The following is a 26315-nucleotide window of genomic DNA, read 5'->3' on the forward strand; positions in this document are numbered from 1 at the left end:
ACCACACCCGGCGGCCGACGACAGGCAACACCGTAACCCAAAGTAATCGAGCCGACAAAACTGCCGGTTCGCCCATGATTATCGAGATAACGTCTTCAGCTCAAGGCCTTGCGATTGAAGTCGCGCAAACGGAAGCCCATCAACAGCAACATGCCGAAATACGCCACGACGCCTGCGATCACCAATGCCCCCAGACGCAGCAGCCGCTCAAGCATAGGCCCCTGCCCCCAGGCCGGCATAAAGTGCATCGCACCCAGCAATACTGCAGACATCACCGCTACCGCCACCAGCAATTTGAGCCCGAACTTCGCCCAGCCCGGTTGCGGCTGATACATCTGCTGCTTGCGCAGTTGATAAAACAGCAAACCGGCGTTGATGCAGGCACCCGCGCTGATGGCCAGGGCCAGGCCGGCATGCGCCAGCGGACCGATCAGCACCAGGTTGAACAGCTGAGTGACGATCAGGGTGAAAATCGCGATTTTCACTGGAGTGCGGATGTTTTGTTGCGCATAGAAACCCGGCGCCAGCACTTTAATCACGATAATCCCCAGCAAGCCGACGGAATAAGCGATCAACGCGCGCTGAGTCATGGCCGCATCGAAAGCGCTGAACTGGCCATACTGGAACAGCGAAGCCGTCAGTGGCTCAGACAGAATCCCCAGCGCCAGGGAGCACGGCAACACCAGCATGAAGCACAGGCGCAGCCCCCAATCGAGGATTCGCGAGTATTCGTGGCGATCCTGGCTGGCATAGGTCTTGGCCAGGGTCGGCAACAAAATCGTGCCCAGCGCCACACCCAGCACGCCGGATGGCAATTCCATCAGGCGGTCGGCGTAATACATCCAGGACACGGAGCCGGCCACCAGAAACGAGGCAAAAATGGTATTGATGATCAGCGAAATCTGACTCACCGAAACGCCGATGATCGCGGGCAGCATCTGTTTCATGACCCGCCAGACACCGCTATCGCGCAGGTTCAAACGCGGCAGTACCAGCATGCCGATTTTTTTCAGATGCGGCAGTTGATAAAGCAGCTGCGCCAGCCCACCCACCAGAACGGCCCAGCCCAGCGCCATCACCGGCGGATCGAAATACGGCGTCAGGAACACCGCAAAGATGATCATGCTGACATTGAGCAGGGTCGGCACAAAGGCTGGCACCGAGAAGCGGTTCCAGGTGTTGAGGATCGCCCCGGCCAGCGATGACAGGGAGATCAGCAATATATAAGGGAAAGTGACCCGCAGCAGATCGGTCGTCAGCTGGAATTTTTCCGGAGAATCGACGAAACCCGGTGCCGTGGCCCAGATAACCCAGGGGGCGGCGAGCATGCCCAACGCAGTGACCAGCGCCAGTACCAGTGTCAGCAGGCCTGAGACGTAGGCAATGAAGGTCCGCGTCGCCTCCTCGCCCTTCTGGCTTTTGTATTCGGCAAGAATCGGCACAAAGGCCTGGGAAAACGCCCCTTCGGCGAAGATCCGCCGCAGCAGATTGGGCAGCTTGAAGGCGATAAAGAAGGCGTCGGTCGCCATTCCGGCACCAAATGCACGGGCGATTAGAGTGTCACGAACAAACCCCAACACCCGGGAAAGCATCGTGATAGAGCTGACAGCGGCCAACGATTTGAGCAGATTCATTGAAAGAGTTTGTGCCTGTCGATAAACAGCAGGCGAACAACGCGCCCACTTATGCGATACTCCGCGCCGCAACAGCACAGAGCCAAAGCTCGCGAGTTTACAGGTCGCGCGCCGGAAAGAAATATCCAGCGCACCGTCCCCTTGAAAACGTAGCGAGCGAAGGCAAGACAAGGCGAAAGCAGGCGAGAAAGCGGAGTTGACTTTAGTCAATGAGCATTTCGAGTCTGCTTTCAACGCTGTATTGCCGAGCGCAGTAGTTTTCATGGGGTCGGAACCGGCCACTTAGCGGAACGTCTCTCCCGCCCTTGACAAGCCATCAACTCATCGGCATGATTCGCGGCCTATTTTGTTTGCTATTTCCTAAAAAGTCTTTCGAGGAGCTCGACGGTGGCCAACACACCTTCCGCCAAAAAACGTGCAAAACAGGCTGAGAAGCGTCGCAGCCACAACGCCAGCCTGCGTTCCATGGTTCGTACCTACATCAAGAATGTAGTTAAAGCCATCGACGCAAAAGACGCTGCTAAAGCTCAAGCTGCTTACGTTCTGGCCGTGCCAGTTATCGACCGTATGGCCGATAAAGGCATCATCCACAAGAACAAAGCTGCTCGCCATAAGAGCCGTCTGAATGGCCACGTCAAGGCCCTGAACGTTGCCGCTGCTGCCTAAGCGACGCGCTCGTTAAAAAACCGACCTCAGGGTCGGTTTTTTATTGCCTGCGATTTATCAAATACAATGCAAAAAAAATGTGGGGGCAAGCAGGCTCGCCCCCACACTTGGACCTTCGCTATCTTACTGAGCGTGCGTCCACGGCAGAATCGGAATCGCCGTCACCGCATTCTGCGGACTACCCTCGATCAAACGATCGCTGTAGACCAGATACACCAGGGTATTGCGCTTCTTGTCGAGGAATCGCACCACCTGCATAGTCTTGAATACCAGCGAGGTGCGCTCTTTGAACACCTCCTCGCCATCCTTGAGCTCACCCTTGAAGTTGATCGGCCCGACCTGACGGCATGCAATAGACGCTTCAGCGCGATCCTCCGCCAACCCCAGACCACCCTTCACGCCGCCGGTCTTGGCGCGCGACAGGTAACAGGTCACGCCCTCCACTTTCGGATCATCAAACGCCTCGACAACAATACGGTCGTTCGGGCCGACAAATTTGAACACCGTCGACACCTGGCCGATTTCCTCGGCCGAGGCCAGCAATGGCATCGCCAACAATAAGCCCAATAATCCTTTTGCCACACGCATTCAGGTATTCCTTCAGACCAGAATCAGGTTATCGCGATGAACCAGTTCCGGCTCAGCCATGTAACCCAACAGACCGACGATCGCCTCAGACGACTGACCGATGATTTTTTGTGCTTCCAGAGCGCTGTAGTTGGCCAGGCCACGGGCAATTTCACGACCGTCCGGCGCCACGCAGACCACCATTTCGCCACGACGGAAGCTGCCCTGGACCAGCTTGACTCCTACCGGCAGCAAACTTTTGTTGCCTTGAGACAATGCCGTCACCGCCCCCGCATCCAGCACCAGAGTGCCGCGAGTTTGCAGATGCCCGGCCAACCACTGCTTGCGGGCCGCCAGCATGCCGCGCTCAGGCGACAGCAAAGTGCCGATGCGCTCGCCCGCCTTGAGGCGATCCAGCACTCGCTCAATACGCCCACCAACGATGATGGTGTGCGCACCGGAGCGCGCCGCCAGACGCGCTGCGCGCAGCTTGGTCTGCATGCCGCCACGCCCCAACGCACCGCCAGTGCCACCGGCTACCGCATCGAGCGCCGGATCGTCGGCCCGCGCCTCGTAAATCAGCTTGGCGTCGGGATTGTTGCGTGGATCAGCATCGAACATGCCATCGCGATCGGTGAGGATCACCAGCAAATCGGCTTCGACCAGATTCGCCACCAGCGCCGCCAACGTGTCGTTGTCGCCGAAACGGATTTCGTCAGTGACCACGGTGTCGTTTTCGTTGATCACCGGGATCACTTTCAACTCGACCAGCGCACGCAGGGTGCTACGAGCATTCAGGTAGCGCTTGCGGTCGGACAAGTCGTCGTGAGTCAGGAGAATCTGTGCGGTATGCCGACCATGCTCAGCGAAGCTCGACTCCCAGGCCTGCACCAACCCCATCTGACCGATGGCGGCAGCCGCCTGCAACTCGTGCATCGCACTGGGTCGTGAAGTCCAACCCAGACGGCTCATGCCCGCCGCCACCGCCCCGGAGGACACCAGCACCAGCTCAACGCCCGCCTCATGCAGGGCAACCATCTGCTCGACCCAGACACCCATTGCTGCGCGATCCAGGCCCTTGCCGTCCGCCGTCAGCAAAGCGCTGCCGATCTTCACGACCCAACGCTGCGCACCTGTCACCTTGCTCCGCATCATCTTCAACCTTAGCTTGAGGGCAGCGCGACCTGGCACTGCCCGTGACGTTATTCGTGGTTCTTCGTGACCAACAGTCGATTTCCAGATACTAAAACGCCGCTCCAGTGAGCGGCGCTTAAGTTTATCGCAACGAATCAGTCACGCACGTAAATGATTTCCGGACCGTCTTCGTCATCCACATCTTCTTCATCCCAATCGTCGTCACCGATGTCATGGACCGACTTCACGCCGCTGCGGCGCAGAGCACGCTGATCGTCCAGCGCCTGCAACTGAGCGCGAGCTTCATCTTCGATGCGCTGATCGAGTTCAGCCAGCTCTTCCTTGTAGGCCGGGTCGTTAGCCAGGCGATCGGCGCGATCTTCCAGGTAACGCATGATGTCGTGACACAGGCGCTCGGTGCCTTGCTTGGCGATCGCCGAGATCACATAGACCGGACCGGTCCACTCCAGACGATCAACGATCTCCTTGACGCGAGCATCGTGCTCTTCCTCAAGGATCTGGTCGCACTTGTTCAGCACCAGCCAGCGATCACGCTCAGCCAGGGACGGGCTGAACTTGGTCAGCTCGCTGACGATCACTTCAGCGGCATCCGGCGCACTGGTGTCATCCAGCGGCGCCATGTCGACGAGGTGCAGCAGCAGACGCGTACGCGACAAGTGCTTGAGGAAGCGAATCCCCAGGCCTGCGCCGTCGGAAGCACCTTCGATCAGGCCCGGAATATCCGCGACCACGAAGCTCTTCCAGCGATCGACACTGACCACACCCAGGTTCGGCACCAACGTGGTGAACGGGTAGTCGGCGACTTTCGGCTTGGCAGCCGACACCGAGCGAATGAAGGTACTTTTGCCGGCGTTCGGCAAACCGAGCAGACCGACGTCCGCCAACACCTTCATTTCCAGTTTCAGGTCGCGCTGCTCACCCGGCTTGCCCGGCGTAGTCTGGCGCGGCGCACGGTTGGTGCTGGATTTGAAACGAGTGTTACCCAGACCGTGCCAGCCGCCCTGAACCACCATCAGCTTCTGGCCGGCTTTGGTCAGGTCGCCGATGACTTCCTGGGTGGCAGAGTCGATCACTGTGGTACCGACCGGCACCCGCAGGATCAGATCCTCACCTTTTTTGCCGGTGCAGTCGGTGCTGCCACCGTTGGAACCGCGCTCGGCATCGAAGTGCCGGGTGTAACGGTAGTCGACCAGGGTGTTCAGGTTCTCGTCGGCCATCATGTAGATGGAACCGCCATCACCACCGTCGCCGCCGTTCGGGCCGCCGTTTTCAATGAATTTTTCTCGACGGAAACTCATGCAACCGTTGCCACCGTCGCCGGCCTTTACTCGAATCGATACTTCATCAACAAACTTCATAACAAAACGCCTCTCGCCATACGGACGAGCCGAAAAACAACCAAGACATAAGACTCTTGCAAAAATGAGCGCAGCGACCTCAATCAACGACCGCCAATACAGCGCTGGAGCCCATCACAAACAGCTTTGCAAGAGACTCACCCCACAAACGAAAAAGCCCCGTCGCAAGACAGGGCTTTTCCAGCGATCGCGCAATTAAGCTGCGACGACGCTCACGTAACGACGACCGAAGGCGCCTTTTACTTCAAATTTGATCACGCCTTCGATTTTCGCGAAGAGGGTGTGATCCTTACCCATGCCAACGCCGTAGCCAGCGTGGAATTGGGTGCCGCGCTGACGCACGATGATGTTACCGGCCTTGATGACCTGGCCGCCATACATCTTCACGCCAAGGCGTTTGGCTTCTGAGTCGCGACCGTTACGGGTACTACCACCAGCTTTTTTGTGTGCCATGAGTTCAATTCTCCTAGTGAGGAATTAGGCTGATTAAGCCTGAATACCGGTGATTTTGATCTCGGTGTACCACTGGCGGTGGCCCATACGCTTCATGTGGTGCTTACGGCGACGGAACTTGATGATGCGGACTTTATCGTGACGACCTTGGGAGATCACTTCAGCCACAACGGTAGCGCCAGGAACAACTGGAGCGCCGATATTCACGTCGTCGCCATTGGCAACCAACAGAACGCGATCAAAAGTTACGGATTCGCCGGTAGCGATTTCCAGTTTTTCGATCTTCAGGTATTCACCTGGAGCAACTTTGTACTGCTTGCCACCAGTAACGATTACTGCATAAGACATGGTATTTCTCCGATAATCCTGCTCACCCAGCTCTTTATAAGAAGAGGTATTGGCTGGCATGGCTGCATAAGGCTGGAAGGCCAGTTTGCAATTGCGTAAGGCAGGTGCTGCCCAGGAAGTTCAGGGTGCGCGATTGTACGCAAGCTACTCTGGCGTTGCAAGTGGCCGTCCATCGCGCCTTGACAGGCCCGGACGTGGGTCCTAGCATGCCGCGCAACCCTTCTGGAGCAACTGTCGCTGATGCAACCCCAAGCTTTCTACCGCGCGGTGGCGGACGATTTTAACGCCGTCGACGGCATCATCAAGAAGCAGCTGACTTCCCGAGTGCCGCTGGTATCGAAAATCGGCGACTACATTACCTCGGCTGGCGGTAAACGCCTGCGTCCCTTGCTCGTGCTGCTGTGCGGCAAGGCACTGGGCCGCGAAGGCGATGACCTGCGCCTGCTGGCCGCGACCATCGAGTTCCTGCACACCGCCACCCTGCTGCACGACGACGTCGTCGACATGTCCGGCATGCGCCGTGGTCGTTCGACCGCCAATGCCATGTGGGGCAACGCGCCGAGCGTGCTGGTGGGCGACTTCCTGTATTCGCGTTCTTTCGAAATGATGGTCGAACTGGGCTCCATGCCGGTAATGAAGATCCTTTCGCAAGCCACGCGCATCATCGCTGAAGGCGAGGTGCTACAGCTGTCGAAGGTCCGCGACGCCAGCACCACCGAAGAAACCTACATGGAAGTCATTCGCGGCAAAACCGCGATGCTCTTCGAGGCTTCGACCCACAGCGCCGCAGCCCTGGCCGGCGCCTCGCTGGAACAGAGCGAAGCGCTGCGCACCTTTGGCGATCACCTGGGCGTGGCCTTCCAACTGGTTGATGACCTGCTGGACTACCGTGGCGATGCCGAGACCCTGGGCAAGAACGTCGGTGACGACCTGGCCGAGGGCAAGCCGACGCTGCCGCTGATCTACACCATGCGCGAAGGCACTCCGGAGCAGGCCGCACTGGTTCGTCAGGCGATCCAGAAAGGTGGCATCGAAGACCTGGAAAGCATTCGCGAAGCGGTCGAAGCTTCCGGCTCGCTGGATTACACCGCGCAACTGGCCCGCGACTACGTGGCCCGTGCGATCAAGTGCCTCGACGCCCTGCCCGCCAGCGAATACCGCGATGCGCTGGTGGAATTGAGTGAGTTTGCGGTCGCTCGCACGCACTGATATTCACAGCAAAATCAAAAGATCGCAGCCTTCGGCAGCTCCACATGGGTACACCAAGGAGCTGCCGAAGGCTGCGATCTTTTGCTGTTCGCTCCCTCCTGCGATAAATCCCTATATAATGTGCGCTTTCTTTTTAGCCATCCTGGATCCAAGGAGCTTTAGTGAGCACGTTGCCACCCTGCCCGAAATGCAATTCCGAATACACCTACGAAGACGGCGCACAGCTGATCTGCCCGGAGTGCGCCCATGAGTGGTCCGCCAACGGCGAAGCCGAAGTAGCGTCCGACGATACCGTGAAAAAGGACTCGGTCGGCAACGTCCTGCAGGACGGCGATACCATCACCGTGATCAAGGACCTCAAGGTCAAAGGCACTTCCCTGGTGGTCAAGGTCGGCACCAAGGTCAAGAACATCCGCCTGTGTGATGGCGACCACGACATCGACTGCAAGATCGACGGCATCGGCCCGATGAAACTCAAATCCGAGTTCGTCAGAAAAGTCTGAGCCCGCTGTATTCCATCCCGCGCCCTGCGTGGGATGGTGCTTTGCCCTTCCCCGCCTCACCCAGCACTCCTCGCAATAGCCAAACGCCAGCCGCTTTGACCTTACGCAATCCTTACCCGATAAAAAACGCAAACCGCCAATAGGCCCTTGCTATTTAATGAATAGGAATTATTCTCATTGAACCCAATCAATGGAGATGAGACCCATGACTTATTTGATCGATGCCTGGCTGGACCGCCCACATCCCTACCTCAGAATCCTGCATCGGGAAACCGGGGAAGTCTGTGCGGTGCTTGAAGAAGAAGCCTTGAACGAGCTGCAGGATCAGGGTGATCTGGACGTCAACGGCCTGAGTTCCAGCGAGCCGGTGGTGCTCAAGGAACTGGTGCGCAATCTGTTTCTGTTTTGCTATGCCCGGGCGTTGCGCCCGAGTCATGATCTGAATACCAAGTTCGAGGTATGAAGATCATTTGTAAAAATGCCGGAGCTGGCCCTGCAGGAGCGGGCCAGCTCCAACACCGGGATTACAGAACGTCGAGCAGTTCGACATCGAATACCAGTACGCTGTGCGGCGGAATGCTGCCAACGCCTTGAGCGCCGTAAGCCAGTTCGCTCGGCACGTACAGACGCCATTTGCTGCCCGCGTTCATCAGTTGCAGGGCTTCGGTCCAGCCAGCGATAACGCCGCCTACCGGGAATTCTGCAGGCTGGCCGCGCTCGTAGGAGCTGTCGAACACAGTGCCGTCGATCAGAGTGCCATGGTAGTGCGTGCGCACTTGATCTTCACGGGTTGGCTTGGCGCCTTCACCTTGAGTCAGCACTTCAAATTGCAGGCCCGAAGCCAGAGTAGTGATGCCTTCACGCTTGGCGTTTTCAGCCAGGAAAGCCAGGCCTTCGCCAGCAGCAGCTTCAGCCTTGGCAGCCGCTTCAGCTTGCATGATCTCGCGGATCACTTTGAAGCTGGCGGACATTTCTTCCTGACCCACACGGCTTGGCTTGCCGGCGAACGCGTCGGTCAGACCCGCCAGGATTGCGTCCAGGCTCACGCCCGGTGGCGGATTGTCACGCAGCTGGTCGCCCAACTGACGGCCAATGCCGTAGCTGACGCGGGTTTCATCGGTGGACAGATTTACTTCGGACATGACACTGCTCCGCTGTGCGGACGGCCCTGGAACTTGCCGTGCGTGCACAGCGCATCCCGGAGCGCCCGGAATCAAAAGGGCGAGCAGACTAGCACAGATGCCGCCACGTTGATGAGCGGCGTCAGCCCTGTTACGCAGAACGGAAGGTGCTCGGTAATTTCGGACTTTCCTCGGCGCTGGTACCGCACATTTCATCATGGGCCGAGGTATATACAACGTTGAATGGCTTAGGACAGGCGTGAAGCACTTCACGCGCATGCTCGACCGACCGCAGCTGCAATGTCTCACCATGAGCATCGAGCACTGGATGCGCCGCACCATGCATCCGAGCCTCCAGCACGTAGAACACGCCTTCCATCGAGATCAGATTCAACTCATCGATCTTTCCGGCGATGGCATACGCATTCAACTCTTGCAGGTTCATGAGCGCACCTCACGCAGTGGAGAGCCAGGGTTCTTACAGGGATATGCCTCGACGCGCCAAAGTACAAGCCACAAACGACACCGCCCGTCTGTTTCGCAACAGACGGGCGGTGCGGTGGAGCAAGTAAGGGCGGATCAGTGCTTGGTCAGCTTGTCCAGATAACCCATGGCAAACGCCGACACCACGAAGGTCATGTGGATGATCACGTACCACTGCAAATGCTCCGGATCGACGTTCTTGGCGTCCATGAAAATCCGCAGCAAGTGGATCGACGAAATTGCCACGATGGAAGCCGCGACCTTCATCTTCAACGAAGACGAATCCATGGTGCCCAACCAGTTGAGCTTCTCCTTGCTGTCGTCGATATCCAGTTCGGAAACGAAGTTCTCGTAACCGGAGATCATCACCATTACCAGCAAGCCGCCTACCAGCGCCATGTCGATCAGCGACAACAACACCAGAATCAGATCCGACTCGGCCATCGAGAACACGTTAGGGATGACGTGGATGACTTCCTGGAAGAATTTCAGTGCCAACGCCAGCAAGCCCAGCGACAAACCGAAATAGATCGGCGCCAGCAACCAGCGGGAGGCGTACATTGTATTTTCGATAAAGCGTTCCATTGAATCTCACACAAGGGGCTGGAAATGGCGGCGAGTATAACAGCCGCCTGTTACACCCAGAAACCGCCGGAAAATCCGCAACCTGCGTGTGTGTGACAAAGTTTTTCTGCTAGTGTCCAGATCAATGACAGGTCAGCGACATCGGACAGGAAAACTGGAAATGGATGTGCGATTGCCTTTAACGAGTGCCGGACTTTGCCTCGCATTGCTGCTCGGTGGTTGTTCACCCAGCGATGAGAAACGCCAGGTCAGCCTCGAAGAAAAGACCGCGCAGTTCGAAAAGTCTCTGGAGGCGATCAAGGATCCGAAACTCAAGGACGTCGTGACCGAACTCGGCGGTTCACTGCTGCTGCTCGAGCGTGCGCAACTCAAGCTCGACAGTAAACCGGTGGTCACCGAATACGGCGAAGATGCCCTCGCCGTATTCAAGCACTACCCCACGCCCCCGGCGCTGGTCGACACTTACATCAACGGGCTGTTCGTGCTGCACAAGGAGTCCAGCTCGGATTACCTGACCGATCTGCAACCGGTATTCCCCCTCCACTTCAACACCCCTGGCGCATTCCTTTTCCCTCATGACCTGGAATGGCAATCGGTGACCCTCAGCAACAAGCGCGTCATCGCGTTTCAGCCGGAATGGTCGGAAACCGATCCAGGAATCCAGCTGAGCCCGTCGAGCTCCAACCTGACCAACCCCGATGATTTGACGGTGACCTACCCCTTCATCGAAGGCCTGGGTGTGGACAAGAAGAACCTGCCACAACCGGTGAGTTTGCAAGGCAAGGTGGAGGTCATCGCCCCACGCCGAATCTACAGCTTCGACCTGACAAAAAAGGACGTCGGCCAGACGCGCACCAATGACAACCTCAGTGTCACGCTGCTGAAGCTTGAAAAAAACCATGCCGAAATCGAATTCAGTAACAGCGCACCACCGGCCCCCGAGGTTCGCGATACACCGCCCAACCCGCTGATCGTTCAGGCCAGGGACACCACCGGACAATTCCTCTCGCGCTCGGGCGCGATCCATGAAACCGCCGCGCAAATTGCGTTCTATCAAAAACAACTGGCGCAAATGCAACAGCAGAAAGCCTGGAGCGAAGCGTTCGAAAAACAGCTCGAGGACAACCAGCGTGCCTTTGAAAAACAACAAACCCGACAGTACGCCAAGGTGTACTTCAACGGACCGATCGACACGCTCGAAGTCAGCTTGCTGGACTTCTCGGCGGTCACGGTGACCCGCAAGAACCTGGACCTGCCAGTACGCCGCTTCGACCCGCACACGACGGAAAAAGCCATCCAGCCACTGACCTTGCCCGTGGTGGTATACGACGACCAGGCTGCGACCTGGCTCAAGGGTGCGACGCTGGACGAGAACCAACTGAAAAAAAGCATCAGTATCAGCCAGTCGATCGAAGACCCGAGCGCCGCGCGCATCGATTTCGATCACCCCAGAAGTTTCAATGATGAACTGCTCGGCACCTCGTTCAATCCCGGCGAAAGTCCCGTGACGTTCTTTACCCAAGACAGCAATGGCCGGCGCGACGGGCCGATCGAGCTGCCACCGGAGGCGTATCAGGTCGACCCGCTACGCGGCAGCATCACCTACGATCTGAATCTGTTTGCAGAAACTCCGGCCTACGCAGTGGGCTCCATGCCGCTGTTCCTGGCGACTGTCGACAAGCAAACCTACGACGCCCACCAACTGCCCAAGGGCCTGGCGCTCAAAGGGAATGAGTTGGTGGTTGATCTGAAGCTGTTCCCCGACCAAGACTGGCGCTTTTTCGCCAAGGACGACAGTGGCAACTATCTGAAGGAGATTCTTTCGGTCAGTCACGACGCGAACGCGCAAGGTCCGGGGTTATTCGCAGTGCATTACTTCTACGGCCAGCCCACACGTCTGGAAACTTATCAGCGAACCAACCTCACCACCGTGCAATACGGTTTCGAGGTCAAACTCGACAAGACCGAGCCAGGTAACCTGGATCAATAGCCTGGATCAGCCTTCAGGTCGAAACCCGGGACCGGCAAGGTTGTGGAAACGGCCACCGTTGATCTCTCGCAACTGGGCTTGCAGGTGCAGGCACCAGATTTGCGGGTCATCGGCCAGCTCGTAGCCATGCAGAGTCAGACTTTCGACGATGGTGTCGAGGATCGATTCAGCCACGACCGGCCCACGGAACGGGCCTTGAGCCTTGATGGCTGAAGGTTGCTCGCCGGCCATTCCGGCGGCAAAAAGCAAGGTCCACATGCCCGTATCTCCCGCCAGCGGGCGGATAGCACATTCGATACGGGTCACAAGGCCCAGGCATTGACGGGTGAGGCAGAGGTTGCGCGACATGGCGGCGACCCTCGGTAGATCCGGTATTCAGCCTCCACGGGAAGGCTGTCTCGATCCAGTGATAACTGTCGATATCCTTGAGCAGAGAATAGAAGAAAAGTTCAGCTCGCACGCGGCCCGCAGCCAGAAGGCGCCGAGTGGTCGCCGTGCAAATATTGACGCCAGAGATGTGGCGAGGGGGCTTGCCCCGTTGGGCTGCGAAGCGGCCCCGAAATTTATCAGACAGACCTCATCGCCGATGTGACGACTGCTACGCAGCCGAACGGGGCGGTGCGGCGGTCCGACAAGCTCCCTCGCCACAGGGAGCCTCCTCAGTTTCGAGATTGACTCAGGCCGGTTTGACTTCCAGCAATGCTTCCTGCGCCAACTCCTTTTCGGCCTCCTTGAGGTCTTCGTCGCTGACCATTTCCGCGATCACCCGCAAGCGTTCCACCACCCGCGCGTTGACGCTGCCCTCGGGAAACTCGCCATTCTCATCCGGCGTACCGGCCGGCTCGCCGACCAGCAGGCTCAGGGCTTCGTCGGCCTGGCGCACCGCGTAGACATGGAACTGCCCCGCGCGCACCGCCGCCAGCACCTTCTCGTCAAGCATCAGCGTGGCGACGTTAGCCTGAGGAATGATCGCTCCCTGCTCGCCCGTCAGGCCGCGAGCCTCGCAGAGCCGGAAGAAGCCTTCGATCTTCTCGTTGACCCCGCCTACCGCCTGCACTTCACCGAATTGGTTGATCGAACCGGTAATCGCAAAGCACTGCTTGAGTGGAGTTTTCGACAAGGCCGAGATCAGCGTACAGGCCTCGCCCAACGATGCGCTGTCACCGTCGACATAACCGTAGGACTGCTCCAGGGCGATGCTCGCGGAAATCGCCAACGGGAATTCCTGGGCGTAACGGCTGCCCAGGTACCCGGTGAGGATCATCACGCCTTTGGAGTGAATCGGCTGGCCGAGGTTGACCTCGCGCTCGATGTCGACGATGCCGCTGCCGCCCGGATACACCGTGGCGGAAATCCGCGCCGGTATCCCGAAGGCCGAATCGCCGACTTCCAGTACCGTCAGCCCGTTGCACTTGCCGACCGCCGCGCCATCGGTGTCGATCAGAATGATCCCGGCCAGCATGTCATCGAGAATCCGCGCCGAAACGCGCCCGGTACGGGTGGCCTTGGCCTTGAGCGCACGCTCGATGTGCCCGGCGTCGGTCATGTCATCACCCGCCAGGTCGCGAATGAAATCTGCCTCGCTGACCAGTTGGAACAGATCGCCGATCCGTGCCGACAAACGTCCCTGGTGCTCGGCCAGACGTGCGCTGTAAGTCGCCAGACGCGCCACCGCATCGGCGGTCAGCGGCGCCATGCCTTCTTCCGAGGTACGGGTTTTGAGCAACTGGGCGAACTGCTCCAGGCTTTCGTCAACCATCGGAATGTCTTCATCGAAATCCACCAGGACGCGGAACATCTCCTGGAAGTCCGGATCGAGGTCTTGCAGCGTGTAGTAGAGCTGCCGGGCGCCGATGATCACGACTTTGACCTGTAACGGAATGTGTTGCGGCGTCAGCGTCACGGTGGCCAGACGGCCCAGCTCACCCAGTGGCGATTCCATTTTCAGCTTGCGCGATTGCAAGGCACGCTTGAGCGCATCCCAGACGAATGGCTCGCTGAGCATTTTTTCCGCTTCGAGGATCAGGAAACCGCCGTTGGCCCGGTGCAAAGCACCCGGTCGCAACTGGCGATAGGTGGTGTAGAGCGCGCCCTGATCGGTGCTGTATTCGATACGGCCAAACAGGTTGTCGTAGGTCGGGTGCGGCTCGAACACCACCGGCGCACCGCCGCTGTGCGGATGCCCGACCACCAGGCTCGGGGCGTATTGCTCTTCAAGCAATTTGCGGGCGATGGCGTCGGTCTTGCTGTCGTCCACCAGTTGCTCGACCACCGTTTTGAGCAGGTACACCTGCATCGCTTGCAAGTAACCGCAAACGCCTGCGTTTTCCGCGTACTTTTCCGACAGCGGCGCCAGCAATGGCTGCAAGGCCAGGGTGATGGTTTCTTCGTTGAGCTGGCGCAGCTGATTGCTCGACTCGCGCTTCCATTGCGGCAGGCTGGCGAGTTCTTCGTTCAACCGCTCTTCGAGCCCGGAAATGTCATCATGAAAGCGCTCGCGCTCGGCTTCCGGCAACTGGGCGAATTCCGCCTCATCCAGGGCCTTGCCTTCGCTCATCGGGGTGAAGGCAATGTTGCTGCTGTCGCGGTAGAGCGCGACGTCTTTCTCCAGCGCCAGACGCTCGATCACATCCAGCGCGCGGTCATAACGCTGGTTGAAGGCGCGATCGATGGCGCTTTTCTTCTGCTGGTAGGACGGGTGCTCGAACACCGCCGGAAAGGTCGCCAGCAGGTTGTCGATCAAGCCATTGATGTCACCGATAAAGGCGCCAGCGGTACCCGACGGCAACTCCAGGGCGCGAGGCTCGCGCGGCTCATCGAAATTATTGACGTAGACCCAGTCCGCCGGGGTCTGCATGCGCTTTCCTTCGGCCTTGAGATAGCGCTTGACGAACGAAAACCGGCCAGTGCCGGGCTCGCCCATGACAAATACGTTGTAACCGGGGCGTGGCATGGCCACACCGAACTGCAAGGCTTCGACCGCACGTTCCTGGCCAAGCACACCGCGGAAAGGCTCCAGATCATTGGTGGTAGAGAAGCTGAACTGTTCAGCGGAAAACGGACGGGTCAGCGCTTCAGGCGCTAGACGCAAGCTGGCAGCAACAGGATCAGGCATCGGGCTTCCTTACATCAGGCGGGGCAGATAACGGCATTCTGGCGCTGCCCGTACCCACTGGCAAGGCGCACCTCAAGCCAAAGCTTAGACAAGCCCCCATCCTCGGGCCGCGCGGGTCAAAATCAAGGTTTTCAGGGAATGTTTCGCAAAAAATCACGGAACCCCTGGAACCTGCCTAAACTCCAAACTGCGCGGCTGGAACGAATAACCGGCCCACTGGCACCATTAGGGGCCAGCACCCTGTCCATTGGTATGCACACAAAGAGAACATAGCTATGAAACGGATTCTTCTTGGTACTCTCTTCACCGTTGTATCCATCAACGCCATGGCTCAGGCGCCAGGCGGTCCGGACTGCGGTTGGGGCAACATGCTGTTCGAAGGTCAGCGTGGCACCCCGGCACACTTCCTGGCATCCACCACCAACGGCACTTCCGGTAACGCAACTTTCGGCATGACCTCCGGTACCAACGGTTGCTCGACCAATGCGGCGCTGACCTATGGCGGCAAATCCTGGATCGCCATGAATGGCATGATGAACGAGCTGTCCGAAGACATGGCCAAAGGTCAGGGCGAAGCGCTGACCACTTACGCCGTGGTACTGGGCGTGGCGCCGGAAGACCGTGCGCATTTCGCCGCCGTGACTCATCAACACTTCCAGCAAATTTTCAGCAAAGCTGACGTGACCGCTGAGGATGTGCATACCAACACCCTGGCCGTATTGAAGAACGATCCTCGTCTGGCCAAGTACGCCACTCAAGCTTAAGCTCGACCCGTCCCGCTCTCTTTGGGGAGCGGGTTTTATTTTTTGACCCGGGCCCTTTTTCGCCTGCCTCTTTGGGTCTTTGTTTCTTTCGACTTAAGTTGCTCACTATGCTCAAACGCCTTGCCTGGCTGGCGCTCTGTGTCTGCGCCCCGCTGTCCGCCGCGCCCCACATCGACAATCAACGTTTGCAGCAACTGGCCAACGACCCCTTCTGGATTTCCCTGGGGCATTACGAAACCGCCAAGCTCGGTGGCTGGCGCAGCTATGTCAGCGACAAAAAATTCTTTCTCGCCTCCGACGGCAACGAACACCCCGACCGCGAACTGGCGGCGACCGTACAGGCGCTATATGCCCCGGCCAGTGCCGGCGAGCAGCATGCGCAATGCGTCTATCCGGCCCGTACTCGCTGGCTCAAGGCGCAACTCGACCTGACGGACCTGCCGTCGCTGGACTGTGCTGAATTCAAGCAATGGTTCAAGGACGTTGCCCCCCACAGCGCGGTGATGATTTTCCCGGCCGCCTACCTGAACAGCCCGTCGTCGATGTTCGGCCATACCTTGCTGCGCATCGATCAGGCCGATGTGCAGCGCGACAAGACCTCGCTGCTCAGTTACGCGATCAATTTCGGCGCCTACATCGAAGGGTCGGACAACAGCATTTTGTACGCGTGGAAAGGCCTGATGGGTGGTTATCCCGGGCTGTTTGCACTGGTGCCCTATCAGGAAAAACTCTCGGAATACCGTAGCCTCGAAAACCGCGACCTGTGGGAATACCGCCTGAACCTGACCCAGCAGGAAACCGAGCGCATGGTCGAACACGTCTGGGAGCTCAAGCAGATCCAGTTCGACTACTTCTTCTTCGATGAAAACTGCTCCTATCGCCTGCTTGAGCTGCTCCAGGTGGCGCGGCCGGGCCTGAAGCTGACCGATCAGTTCCCGTTGACCGCCATTCCCACCGACACCGTCAAAGCGGTGAAACAGGCCGGACTCGTGGAGTCGATCGAATATCGCCCGTCCCGCGAGCGTGAACTGCTGAGCCGCGCGCAGCCGTTGACCGATGAAGAGCAGCAGTGGGCGCTGAAAATCAGCGCCGATCAGAAGCAATTGCAGGAACCGGCGTTCAAGGCGCAACCGCGCGAGCGACAGGCGTTGATCATCGATGCGGCCTATCGTCTGGAGCGTTATCGCGCCAACGGCCAGGAACGTGACCCGCAACGAGCTCAGCGCAGTTTCGAATTACTGCGCGCGATCAATCAGAACCCGCCTCCTGAACTGGACATTGCGCGACCTGGCTTGCCCGAGGATGGCCACGAGTCCCGCACCTGGCAGGCCGGCATCGGCACCCGGGATGACAAAGCCTTCGGCGAATATGGCCTGCGCATGGCCTACCACGACCTCAACGACAACGCCGAAAGCTTCCCTCTTGGCGCGCAGATCGAAATCCTGCAGATGAAGCTGCGCCAATACGAAGGCAATCACTGGCAGTTGCAGCAACTGGACCTGGCGACCATCCGCTCCCTGACCCCGCGCAACGCGCTGTTGCAGCCGCTGTCGTGGCAAGTCACCGGCGGCCTGGAGCGTGTGCCGGGCAAGCACGATGACGAAACCCTGGTCAGTCATGTCAACGGTGGCGGCGGCGGGACCTGGCAACTGAGCGACGACATGCTCGGGTTCGCCTTGGGCACCGTGCGCGTGGAGCACAACAACGACTTCGCGGGCTTCATTGCCCCGGCAGCGGGCTTCAACAGCGGTCTGCTGTGGAAAAACCCGCTGGGGAATTTCAGCCTGGAAGCCAAGGGCGATTACTTCACCAACGGCGAAGTGCGCCGGAACATGAGCCTGAATCAGCAGTGGGAGTTGTCGCGCAACCTCGGGCTGCGCCTGAGTGCCCAGCGCGAATTCAGCCACCTGGCGTCACCCGAAAACGAAGTGATGCTTGAAGTGAAGTGGTATCACTATTGATCTTTTGACCTTTCTTTCACTCCCATCCGACAAATCCGCTTCTAGACTTCCCCTATAGGCCGTTGAACGGCCCTGGAGTCCGAGATGTGGCGTTGCGTGGGAGTATTGGGGTTATTGGTCCTGATCACAGGGTGTCAGTCGACCCACGAGGACCTGATCGCCAAGGGTTATCCGCCAGCGTTCGCCGATGGCTTCGATGACGGTTGCAGCAGTGGCCGGCAAGCCGCCGGGGCAATCACCGGTGAGTTTCGCAAAAATGTCCCACGCTACCTCAAGGACAAGCAATACGCCGAAGGCTGGACCGATGGCTTCCGTCAGTGCCAGGCCATGCGCGAAAACGAGGATCGAAACGAGTACAGGGAACGCCATTGGGACGAGCGCGAACGGGCCTGGCAACAGCAGAAAGACCGGGACGCCGCGCGAGCCTATCGCTCGCAATAAGTCGTTTACAGACATTCGTCGAAACTTAAAGCACGCGACCATGGCCCAAACCCTATAACGGGAGAACAACATGAGTCGCGCCTTCGTCAATGAAGATAACGCTGCCGCGCAAGCCGACCTGCCAGTCGAACGACAGGTCAGCGCGCAGCCCAATTACGTCACACCCGCCGGGCTCGCGCAGCTTCAGGCGAAAGTCGCCGCGCTGCAAAGCCTGCTCGACGAGGAAAGCGCCAAAGGTGACCTGGCCGACAAGCAGCGCCAGGCTGACCTCGATCGCGACTGGCGCTACTTCAAGCAGCGCCTGCAAAGTGCGCAGGTGGTTGCACCAGCCTCCTCCACCGACAAAGTGCAGATTGGCAATTGGGTAACTTTTGCCGACGAACACGATCAAGAGCAGCGCGTGCAATTGGTTGGAGAAGACCAGGCGGATGCCGCCCATGGGTTGATCAATTGGAGTTCGCCGCTGGGACGGGCGTTGCTGGGTGCGCACGTGGGCGATGAAGTGTCGTGGAAACGCCCGGCGGGGGATTTGGTGATTGAGGTGCTGGCCATAGAGATCGGGTAAGTTCGATGACGCCTTTGCCGGCAAGCCTCGGTCTTACTGAGCGCAAAAAAAACGGAGCCCCGAAGGCTCCGTTTTTTTTTCGACCAACCTGAAATCAGGCCAGTTTCTTGTGCCGTACCCGGTGCGGCTGGGAGGCCGCTTCGCCGAGGCGTTTCTTGCGATCGGCTTCGTACTCGGTGTAGTTGCCTTCGAAGAACACCGCTTGCGAGTCGTCTTCGTACGCCAGGATGTGAGTCGCGACGCGGTCAAGGAACCACCGATCGTGAGAGATCACAATGGCGGCGCCCGGGAAGTCCAGCAAGGCTTCTTCCAGGGAACGCAGGGTTTCAACGTCGAGGTCGTTGGACGGTTCGTCGAGCAGCAGGACGTTGCCGCCCTCTTTCAGGGTCAGGGCCAGGTGCAAGCGACCACGCTCACCACCGGACAGGTCCTTGACGAACTTCTGCTGATCGCCACCCTTGAAGTTGAAACGACCGACGTAGGTACGCGACGGGATCTCGTAGTTGCCGATGCGAATCTGGTCGGAACCGTCGGAGATCTGCTGGAACACAGTCTTGCTGCCATCCAGGTCTTCGCGGCTCTGGTCGACGCACGCCAGTTGCACGGTTTCGCCGACTTCGATGCTGCCCGAATCCGGCGTTTCCTTGCCCATCAACATGCGGAACAGGGTCGATTTACCGGCACCGTTACCGCCGATCACGCCAACGATGGCGCCTTTAGGCATGGAAAACGACAGGTTGTCGATCAACACGCGATCGCCGTAGCCCTTGGTGACGTTCTTGAACTCGATGACCTTGTCGCCCAGGCGTGGACCGGCCGGGATGTAGATCTCGTTGGTTTCGCTGCGCTTCTGGAATTCCTGTGACTGCATTTCTTCGAAGCGTTGCAGACGAGCCTTGGACTTGGACTGGCGGGCCTTGGCGCCTTTGCGCACCCACTCCAGTTCTTCCTTCATGGCCTTTTCGTGAGCCGATTGCTGCTTGGATTCGGCCGCCAGACGATCGGACTTGGCTTCGAGCCAACCCGAATAGTTGCCTTCGTACGGGATACCGGCGCCGCGGTCGAGTTCGAGGATCCAGCCGGCAACGTTGTCCAGGAAGTAACGGTCGTGCGTGATCGCAACCACGGTGCCCGGGAAATCGTGCAGGAAGTGCTCCAGCCAGGCGACGGAGTCGGCGTCCAGGTGGTTGGTTGGTTCGTCGAGCAGCAGCATGTCCGGGGCGGACAGCAGCAGGCGGCACAGGGCCACACGACGCTTTTCACCACCGGAAAGATGTTCAACCCTGGCATCCCAGGCCGGCAGACGCAGCGCATCGGCAGCGACTTCCAGTTGGCGATCCAGGTTGTGGCCATCGCTGGCCTGCAGGATGGCTTCAAGTTTGGCTTGCTCTGCAGCCAGCTTGTCGAAGTCGGCATCCGGATCGGCGTAGGCCGCGTAGACCTCGTCCAGACGCGCCTGGGCGTCCTTGATCACGCTGACCGCTTCCTCGACCACTTCACGCACGGTCTTGGTCGGGTCCAGGATCGGTTCTTGCGGCAGGTAGCCGATGTTCAGGTCCGGCATCGGACGGGCTTCACCGTCGAACTCGGTGTCGACGCCTGCCATGATTTTCAGCAGCGTGGACTTACCCGAACCGTTGAGACCGAGGACGCCGATTTTGGCGCCGGGGAAGAACGACAGCGAAATGTTTTTCAGGATTTCCCGCTTCGGCGGAACAACTTTGCCCAGCCGATGCATGGTGAAGACGTATTGAGCCATGGAGAACCTAGGGTCAGTGACTGATGAATGATTGGAGCGCAGGCGATGCCCGGCCAGGCCATGCGCGTCGTTCGTTTGATGGGTATCAAGGCGTGCGCGCTGAAAAAAACCTGAGTCTAGGAGCTGGAACGCTCCCGCGTAACCGGCAAAGCTACCTCATTGACAGAAGGCAGTCCAGCCGAGCGGGGCTGGCACTTCGCCACAACTCAAGGCATGCTAGCCGCCCTTCGGGCGTCCGGCTTATAGTGCACGCCGCGCCAGTCCAGCCAAACCGCAGGATTACAGTTTGTCTAATGTCACTCCGCCACCGTCCGCGAGCGTGCTCAACCCTGGGCTCGGCTCGCCCCTGCGCGGAAGCTTGAAGGGCGCGCTGGCGACTCTCGTGCTGTTGCTGCTCGCATTGCTGTTCTGGCAGTTGCTGGATCAACTGCGCGAAACCCAGAAAAACCAGCGCCAGTACACCATCGACTACACCGCCGACCTGGCTTCGCAAGTCAGCCTCAACATGGCGCTCAACGCCCAGATCGCCCTTAATCTGCTACCGATCGTCGAACAACCGCAAAGCGCCGACGAACAGCAGGCATTGCTGCGCAAGCTGCAACAGTCGCTGCCCGACCTGCGCAGCCTGGCGCTGCTCAGCCCCTCCGGGAAAATCCTGAGTGACAGCGCCGTCGACAGCCAGGACGCCAACTACCTGAGCGAACTGGTCCAGCGCAGCCGCGCCCAGGCCCACTATTTCAGCAATGCCGATGACGGCTCGGTGGTGCACCTGCTCCTGCACCAGGCCAGCGGCAGCACTCGCGGCTACTGGGCCCTGCGCCTGACACCGACATTTTTTTCTTCATTGACCAAACAGGGCGACGCCGGCCTTCGCCCCCTGTGGCTGGTGGAAAACCGCATCAATCATCAGATCATCAGTCGCGATGACGCCCTGCCTTCAGCCAAACCCGCGGCGCTGACACCCGACGAACTGACCAACAGCGTATTGATCGTCCCCCTGAGCAGCAGCGACTGGCAACTGCGCGGGCTGTTTGACCGGCAACGGGTGATCGAACAAATGCTGCCGGCGTTCATCGGCAAATGCCTTCTGGGCCTGGCGTTCTCGCTGTTACCGTTCATCGCTTTGCTGAACATTCGTCGCCGCCAACGCCAACTGCATGAAGGCCGCCGACGCTATCAGGACATCTTCGAAGGCACCGGCGTTGCCCTGTGCGTGCTGGACCTGTCCGGACTCAAAAGTTTTTTCGACAAGGCGCAACTCACCAACAGCGAGCAGCTGAGAACCTGGCTCGAGATACCGGAGCAACGCCAGCAATTGTTGCAGGAACTGCGCATCACCGAAGTCAACCAGGTCGCCCTGCAACTGCTCAACGTCAATTCCTGCGATCAGGCCTGGAAACTGCTGATCAACGGCTGCCCACTGGACTGCACGGCCATCGGCAATCAAGTGCTCGAAGCGGTGCTCCACCAGCAGAAACAACTTGAACTGGAAATCAAGCTTCAGGACGCCAATGGCCGCGACCAGCACTTGTGGCTCGTGCTGCGCCTGCCGGAAGATCAGCCCGACTATAGAGCGGTGATCCTGAGCATCAGCGACATCACCAGCCGCAAACTCATCGAGCTTTCGCTGCTGGAGCGCGAAGGATTCTGGTCCGATGTGGTGCGTACCGTGCCGGATCACCTGTATGTGCAAGACGTGATCAGCCAGCGGATGATCTTCAGCAACCATCACCTTGGGCAGACGCTGGGTTACAACCGCACCGAGCTGCACCAGATGGGCGAGTACTTCTGGGAAATCCTCTTGCACCCGGAAGATGCCGACTACTACCACCGCTCTCGCCAGTCTCAGCGTCAGGCGGGTTACACCCAATTACTGCAGTGCCAGCTGCGCTTCCGTCATCGCGATGGCAAATGGCGGCGTTTCGATATTCGCGAACAGGCCCTGGCGCGGGACAAGCACGATCAGGTCACGCGCATCATCGGCGTGGCCAAGGACATCACCGAGCAGATCGAAGCCAGTGAATCCCTGCGCGACAGCGAGCAGCGCTACCGGATGCTCGCTGAAAGTATCAGCGACGTGATTTTCTCCACTGACAGCAAGATGGCGCTCAATTACGTCAGCCCTTCGGTACAAGCGGTGCTGGGCTTCGACGCCGACTGGATATTCCAGAACGGCTGGCAATCGACCATCGCCAACCCGCAACAACTGAGCGGCATCTACAGCCTGATGGACCGGGTCAGCAAAGCGCTGGATAAACCCGATCAACTGACACTGCTGCGCAGTCAGGTGCAGACCCAACTGTTTTTGTTCGACTGCCTGCGGGCCGATGGACGCAAGATCCCTATCGAGTTGCGTCTGGTGCTGGTCTGGGACGAACACGGCGCCTTCGAAGGTGTGCTCGGGGTCGGTCGCGACATCAGCCAGCAACGCCGGGCCGAGAAGGACCTGCGCATGGCGGCCACGGTATTCGAGCACTCGACCTCGGCGATTCTGATCACTGACCCGGCCGGCTACATCGTCCAGGCCAACGAGGCCTTCAGTCGCGTCAGCGGCTATGCGGTGTCCCAGGTGCTCGATCAGTTGCCGAACATGCTCACCGTCGACGAGCAGCAGGAAACTCATCTGCGCTACGTGCTCAAGCAATTGCATCAGCACAGCACCTGGGAAGGCGAAGTCTGGCTCAAGCGTCGCAACGGCGAGCACTACCCGGCCTGGGTCGGGATTACGGCGGTGCTCGACGACGAAGGCGATCTGGCCAGTTATGTGTGTTTCTTCAGCGACATCAGCGAACGCAAGGCCAGTGAGCAACGGATTCACCGCCTCGCCTATTACGACGCCCTGACCCACCTGCCCAACCGCACGCTGTTCCAGGATCGCCTGCACACCGCACTGCAATCGGCCGAACGGCAGAAGTCCTGGGTGGTGCTGATGTTCCTCGACCTGGACCGCTTCAAGCCGATCAACGACTCCCTGGGCCATGCCGCCGGCGACCGCATGCTCAAGGAAATGGCCACGCGCCTGCTCGGCTGCGTCGACGATGACGACACCGTGGCGCGCATGGGCGGTGATGAGTTCACATTGCTGCTGCAACCCCGGGTCAACCGCGAGATCGCGCTGAACCGAGCCATTCACGTGGCCGAACAGATCCTCGCCAGCCTGGTGAAGCCGTTCGTGCTCGAAGGTCGCGAGTTCTTCGTCACCGCCAGTATCGGCATCGCCCTGAGTCCTCAGGACGGTAGCGAACTCAGTCAGCTGATGAAGAACGCCGACACCGCGATGTACCACGCCAAGGAGCGCGGCAAGAACAACTTCCAGTTCTACCAGGCCGACATGAACGCCAGCGCCCTGGAGCGTCTGGAACTGGAAAGCGACTTGCGCCACGCCCTGGAACAAAACGAATTCGTGCTGTACTACCAGCCGCAATTCAGCGGCGACGGCAAACGCCTGACCGGCGCCGAAGCCCTGCTGCGCTGGCGCCATCCGCGCCGCGGTCTGGTGCCGCCGGGAGATTTCATTCCGGTGCTCGAAGAGCTCGGGCTGGTGGTGGATGTCGGCGACTGGGTGATCGGTGAGGCTTGCCGTCAGCTCAAGACCTGGCACCAGGCCAAGGTGCGGGTGCCGAAGGTCTCGGTGAATATTTCGGCCCGGCAGTTCTCCGACGGGCAGCTCGGCACGCGGATCGCCACCATCCTCAGGGAAACCGGCCTGCCGCCGGCGTGCCTGGAGCTGGAGCTGACCGAAAGTATCCTGATGCGCGAAGTCAGCGAGGCGATGCAAATCCTCGCCGGACTGAAAAACCTCGGCCTGAGCATTGCGGTCGACGACTTCGGCACCGGTTATTCATCGCTCAACTACCTCAAGCAATTCCCGATCGATGTGCTGAAAATCGACCGCACCTTCGTTGATGGCCTGCCGTCGGGCGAGCAGGATGCGCAGATTGCCCGGGCGATCATCGCCATGGCCCACAGCCTCAATCTGGCGGTAATCGCCGAGGGTGTAGAAACCCACGAACAGCTCGACTTCCTGCGCGAGCATGGTTGCGATGAGGTTCAGGGCTACCTGTTCGGCCGCCCGATGCCGGCCGGCCGGTTCGAAGCGCAGTTCAGCAATGATGCGTTGTTCATGTTCGACTGAGTTTCAGAGTGCTGCGGACGGCCCCATCGCGGGCAAGCCCGCTCCCACAGTTTTTTGGGTGAACCCAAGATTTTTGACCACTGAAGATCCCTGTGGGAGCGGGTTTGCCCGCGATGAGGCCCGCACGATCACCGCTGATCCCGTCATGAAGCCCACTTGTCTGCGACATGATGTCCTTTCATATGCCATCTAAAAGCGGTTGGGTTAGAATGCCTCCCTTTTCTGCCCCCGATCCTTGAGGACCGCCATGTTCAGCCGTGATTTGACTATTGCCAAGTACGACGCCGATCTCTTTGCCGCCATGGAGCAAGAAGCTCAGCGTCAGGAAGAACACATTGAGCTGATCGCTTCGGAAAACTACACCAGCCCTGCGGTGATGGAAGCTCAAGGCTCGGTATTGACCAACAAGTACGCCGAAGGTTACCCAGGCAAGCGCTACTACGGTGGTTGCGAGTTCGTCGACATCGTCGAGCAGCTTGCAATTGATCGAGCCAAGGAACTGTTCGGCGCCGATTACGCCAACGTTCAGCCGCACGCCGGTTCGCAAGCCAACAGCGCCGTTTACCTGGCCCTGCTGCAAGCGGGCGACACCATTCTGGGCATGAGCCTGGCTCACGGCGGTCACCTGACCCACGGTGCCAGCGTTTCGTCCTCCGGCAAGCTGTACAACGCCGTGCAGTACGGCATCGACAGCAACGGCCTGATCGACTACGACGAAGTCGAGCGTCTGGCGGTCGAGCACAAGCCGAAAATGATCGTGGCCGGTTTCTCGGCTTACTCGCAGATCCTGGACTTCCCACGCTTCCGCGCTATCGCTGACAAGGTTGGTGCTTACCTGTTCGTCGACATGGCCCACGTGGCCGGTCTGGTCGCCGCTGGCGTCTACCCGAACCCGGTGCCTTTCGCTGACGTGGTGACCACCACCACCCACAAGACCCTGCGCGGTCCACGTGGCGGCCTGATCCTGGCTCGCGCCAACGCCGACATCGAGAAGAAGCTGAACTCCGCAGTATTCCCGGGTGCCCAGGGCGGCCCGCTGGAGCACGTGATCGCTGCCAAGGCGATCTGCTTCAAGGAAGCGCTGCAGCCTGAGTTCAAGGCCTACCAGCAACAAGTGGTGAAAAACGCCCAGGCCATGGCCGGCGTGTTCATCGAGCGCGGTTTCGACGTGGTGTCGGGCGGTACTCAGAACCACCTGTTCCTGCTGTCGCTGATCAAGCAGGAAATCTCCGGTAAAGACGCCGACGCTGCACTGGGCAAAGCGTTCATCACCGTGAACAAGAACTCGGTACCGAACGATCCACGCTCCCCGTTCGTCACCTCCGGCCTGCGTTTCGGTACCCCGGCTGTGACCACTCGCGGCTTCAAGGAAGCAGAGTGCAAAGAGCTGGCCGGCTGGATCTGCGACATCCTGGCTGACCTGAACAACGAAGCGGTGATCGACGCCGTTCGTGAGAAGGTCAAGGCCATCTGCAAGAAACTGCCGGTGTACGGCGCTTAATT

Annotated in this window: 23 protein-coding genes; 11 read left to right on the forward strand and 12 right to left on the reverse strand. The window is 59.2% G+C overall.

All coding sequences use genetic code 11. The annotated features are described in order from the left end of the window. Nucleotides 1-95 precede the first annotated feature (95 nt). A complete protein-coding gene (gene murJ, locus AC1RL4_RS16250; RefSeq protein ID WP_028938881.1) occupies nt 96-1634 on the reverse strand; it encodes a murein biosynthesis integral membrane protein MurJ in 1539 nt (512 codons plus the stop codon). A 387-nt stretch (nt 1635-2021) separates the two neighbouring features. Between murJ and rpsT the strand changes: the two genes are divergently transcribed. Further along, the gene (gene rpsT / locus AC1RL4_RS16255; protein WP_007901883.1) at nt 2022-2300 is read left to right on the forward strand and encodes a 30S ribosomal protein S20; all 279 of its coding nucleotides are present in this window, start codon (nt 2022-2024) and stop codon (nt 2298-2300) included. Between the two features lie 123 nt (nt 2301-2423). Here the strand turns inward: rpsT and AC1RL4_RS16260 are convergent, their stop codons facing one another. The 5 genes from AC1RL4_RS16260 to rplU form a co-directional block, all read right to left on the reverse strand. Continuing rightward, nucleotides 2424-2888 (reverse strand): CreA family protein, encoded by a 465-nt coding sequence (locus AC1RL4_RS16260; RefSeq protein ID WP_007938427.1) that lies wholly within the window; start codon nt 2886-2888, stop codon nt 2424-2426. A 12-nt stretch (nt 2889-2900) separates the two neighbouring features. Continuing rightward, the gene (gene proB, locus AC1RL4_RS16265; RefSeq protein WP_019581269.1) at nt 2901-4019 is read right to left on the reverse strand and encodes a glutamate 5-kinase; all 1119 of its coding nucleotides are present in this window, start codon (nt 4017-4019) and stop codon (nt 2901-2903) included. A 137-nt stretch (nt 4020-4156) separates the two neighbouring features. Beyond that, nucleotides 4157-5380: an Obg family GTPase CgtA gene (gene cgtA, locus AC1RL4_RS16270; RefSeq protein ID WP_018925882.1), complete on the reverse strand. Its 1224-nt coding sequence runs from the start codon at nt 5378-5380 to the stop codon at nt 4157-4159. Nucleotides 5381-5575: 195 nt separating this feature from the next. After that, nucleotides 5576-5833, reverse strand: coding sequence for a 50S ribosomal protein L27 (gene rpmA / locus AC1RL4_RS16275; protein ID WP_003228360.1), 258 nt, complete (start codon nt 5831-5833; stop codon nt 5576-5578). A 33-nt stretch (nt 5834-5866) separates the two neighbouring features. Continuing rightward, the gene (gene rplU / locus AC1RL4_RS16280; protein WP_007901869.1) at nt 5867-6181 is read right to left on the reverse strand and encodes a 50S ribosomal protein L21; all 315 of its coding nucleotides are present in this window, start codon (nt 6179-6181) and stop codon (nt 5867-5869) included. Nucleotides 6182-6421: 240 nt separating this feature from the next. Here rplU and AC1RL4_RS16285 point away from each other — a divergent pair, with 240 nt between their 5' ends. From AC1RL4_RS16285 to AC1RL4_RS16295, 3 genes are all read left to right on the forward strand, one after another. Next, nucleotides 6422-7390: a polyprenyl synthetase family protein gene (locus AC1RL4_RS16285; RefSeq protein ID WP_019581270.1), complete on the forward strand. Its 969-nt coding sequence runs from the start codon at nt 6422-6424 to the stop codon at nt 7388-7390. 161 nt (nt 7391-7551) lie between these two features. Beyond that, nucleotides 7552-7893 carry a zinc ribbon domain-containing protein YjdM gene (locus tag AC1RL4_RS16290; protein ID WP_007938431.1) on the forward strand — a complete coding sequence of 114 codons (342 nt, stop codon included), beginning with the start codon at nt 7552-7554 and terminating at the stop codon, nt 7891-7893. Between the two features lie 205 nt (nt 7894-8098). Beyond that, nucleotides 8099-8356 (forward strand): PA4570 family protein, encoded by a 258-nt coding sequence (locus AC1RL4_RS16295; RefSeq protein ID WP_018925879.1) that lies wholly within the window; start codon nt 8099-8101, stop codon nt 8354-8356. A 61-nt stretch (nt 8357-8417) separates the two neighbouring features. Here the strand turns inward: AC1RL4_RS16295 and bamJ are convergent, their stop codons facing one another. From bamJ to AC1RL4_RS16310, 3 genes are all read right to left on the reverse strand, one after another. Further along, nucleotides 8418-9035 (reverse strand): BamJ family beta-barrel-assembly machinery protein, encoded by a 618-nt coding sequence (bamJ, locus tag AC1RL4_RS16300; RefSeq protein ID WP_007938433.1) that lies wholly within the window; start codon nt 9033-9035, stop codon nt 8418-8420. A 130-nt stretch (nt 9036-9165) separates the two neighbouring features. After that, nucleotides 9166-9459: a DUF6482 family protein gene (locus AC1RL4_RS16305; RefSeq protein WP_096479525.1), complete on the reverse strand. Its 294-nt coding sequence runs from the start codon at nt 9457-9459 to the stop codon at nt 9166-9168. A 134-nt stretch (nt 9460-9593) separates the two neighbouring features. Then, nucleotides 9594-10082: a TIGR00645 family protein gene (locus AC1RL4_RS16310; RefSeq protein WP_007938436.1), complete on the reverse strand. Its 489-nt coding sequence runs from the start codon at nt 10080-10082 to the stop codon at nt 9594-9596. A gap of 160 nt (nt 10083-10242) precedes the next feature. On the opposite strand from AC1RL4_RS16310, the gene AC1RL4_RS16315 reads away from it, so the two are divergent. Beyond that, the gene (locus AC1RL4_RS16315; protein WP_230173148.1) at nt 10243-12072 is read left to right on the forward strand and encodes a hypothetical protein; all 1830 of its coding nucleotides are present in this window, start codon (nt 10243-10245) and stop codon (nt 12070-12072) included. A 6-nt stretch (nt 12073-12078) separates the two neighbouring features. Here the strand turns inward: AC1RL4_RS16315 and AC1RL4_RS16320 are convergent, their stop codons facing one another. Both AC1RL4_RS16320 and AC1RL4_RS16325 read right to left on the reverse strand, forming a co-directional pair. After that, nucleotides 12079-12420 carry a PA4575 family protein gene (locus tag AC1RL4_RS16320; RefSeq protein WP_019581273.1) on the reverse strand — a complete coding sequence of 114 codons (342 nt, stop codon included), beginning with the start codon at nt 12418-12420 and terminating at the stop codon, nt 12079-12081. A gap of 328 nt (nt 12421-12748) precedes the next feature. Beyond that, nucleotides 12749-15187, reverse strand: coding sequence for a Lon protease family protein (locus AC1RL4_RS16325; RefSeq protein WP_019581274.1), 2439 nt, complete (start codon nt 15185-15187; stop codon nt 12749-12751). 275 nt (nt 15188-15462) lie between these two features. Here AC1RL4_RS16325 and AC1RL4_RS16330 point away from each other — a divergent pair, with 275 nt between their 5' ends. The 4 genes from AC1RL4_RS16330 to AC1RL4_RS16345 all read left to right on the forward strand — a co-directional run bounded on the left by AC1RL4_RS16330 (nt 15463) and on the right by AC1RL4_RS16345 (nt 18918). Beyond that, nucleotides 15463-15951, forward strand: coding sequence for a DUF3015 domain-containing protein (locus AC1RL4_RS16330; protein WP_018925873.1), 489 nt, complete (start codon nt 15463-15465; stop codon nt 15949-15951). Between the two features lie 107 nt (nt 15952-16058). Further along, nucleotides 16059-17912 (forward strand): Lnb N-terminal periplasmic domain-containing protein, encoded by a 1854-nt coding sequence (locus tag AC1RL4_RS16335; RefSeq protein ID WP_230173146.1) that lies wholly within the window; start codon nt 16059-16061, stop codon nt 17910-17912. A gap of 84 nt (nt 17913-17996) precedes the next feature. Continuing rightward, nucleotides 17997-18353, forward strand: a complete 357-nt coding sequence (locus AC1RL4_RS16340) for a hypothetical protein (protein WP_007938453.1) — start codon at nt 17997-17999, stop codon at nt 18351-18353. A 70-nt stretch (nt 18354-18423) separates the two neighbouring features. Then, nucleotides 18424-18918 (forward strand): GreA/GreB family elongation factor, encoded by a 495-nt coding sequence (locus AC1RL4_RS16345; RefSeq protein WP_230173138.1) that lies wholly within the window; start codon nt 18424-18426, stop codon nt 18916-18918. A 94-nt stretch (nt 18919-19012) separates the two neighbouring features. On the opposite strand, the gene ettA is transcribed toward AC1RL4_RS16345, so the two are convergent. Continuing rightward, complete coding sequence (gene ettA, locus AC1RL4_RS16350) at nt 19013-20677, reverse strand: energy-dependent translational throttle protein EttA (RefSeq protein ID WP_018925869.1); 1665 nt, start codon at nt 20675-20677, stop codon at nt 19013-19015. Nucleotides 20678-20963: 286 nt separating this feature from the next. On the opposite strand from ettA, the gene AC1RL4_RS16355 reads away from it, so the two are divergent. Next, a complete protein-coding gene (locus AC1RL4_RS16355) occupies nt 20964-24812 on the forward strand; it encodes a sensor domain-containing protein (RefSeq protein ID WP_028938877.1) in 3849 nt (1282 codons plus the stop codon). A 247-nt stretch (nt 24813-25059) separates the two neighbouring features. Beyond that, nucleotides 25060-26313 (forward strand): serine hydroxymethyltransferase, encoded by a 1254-nt coding sequence (glyA, locus tag AC1RL4_RS16360; protein ID WP_019581278.1) that lies wholly within the window; start codon nt 25060-25062, stop codon nt 26311-26313. Nucleotides 26314-26315 lie beyond the last annotated feature (2 nt).

It is taken from the genome of Pseudomonas sp. GW822-FHT07A10, assembly GCF_058798795.1.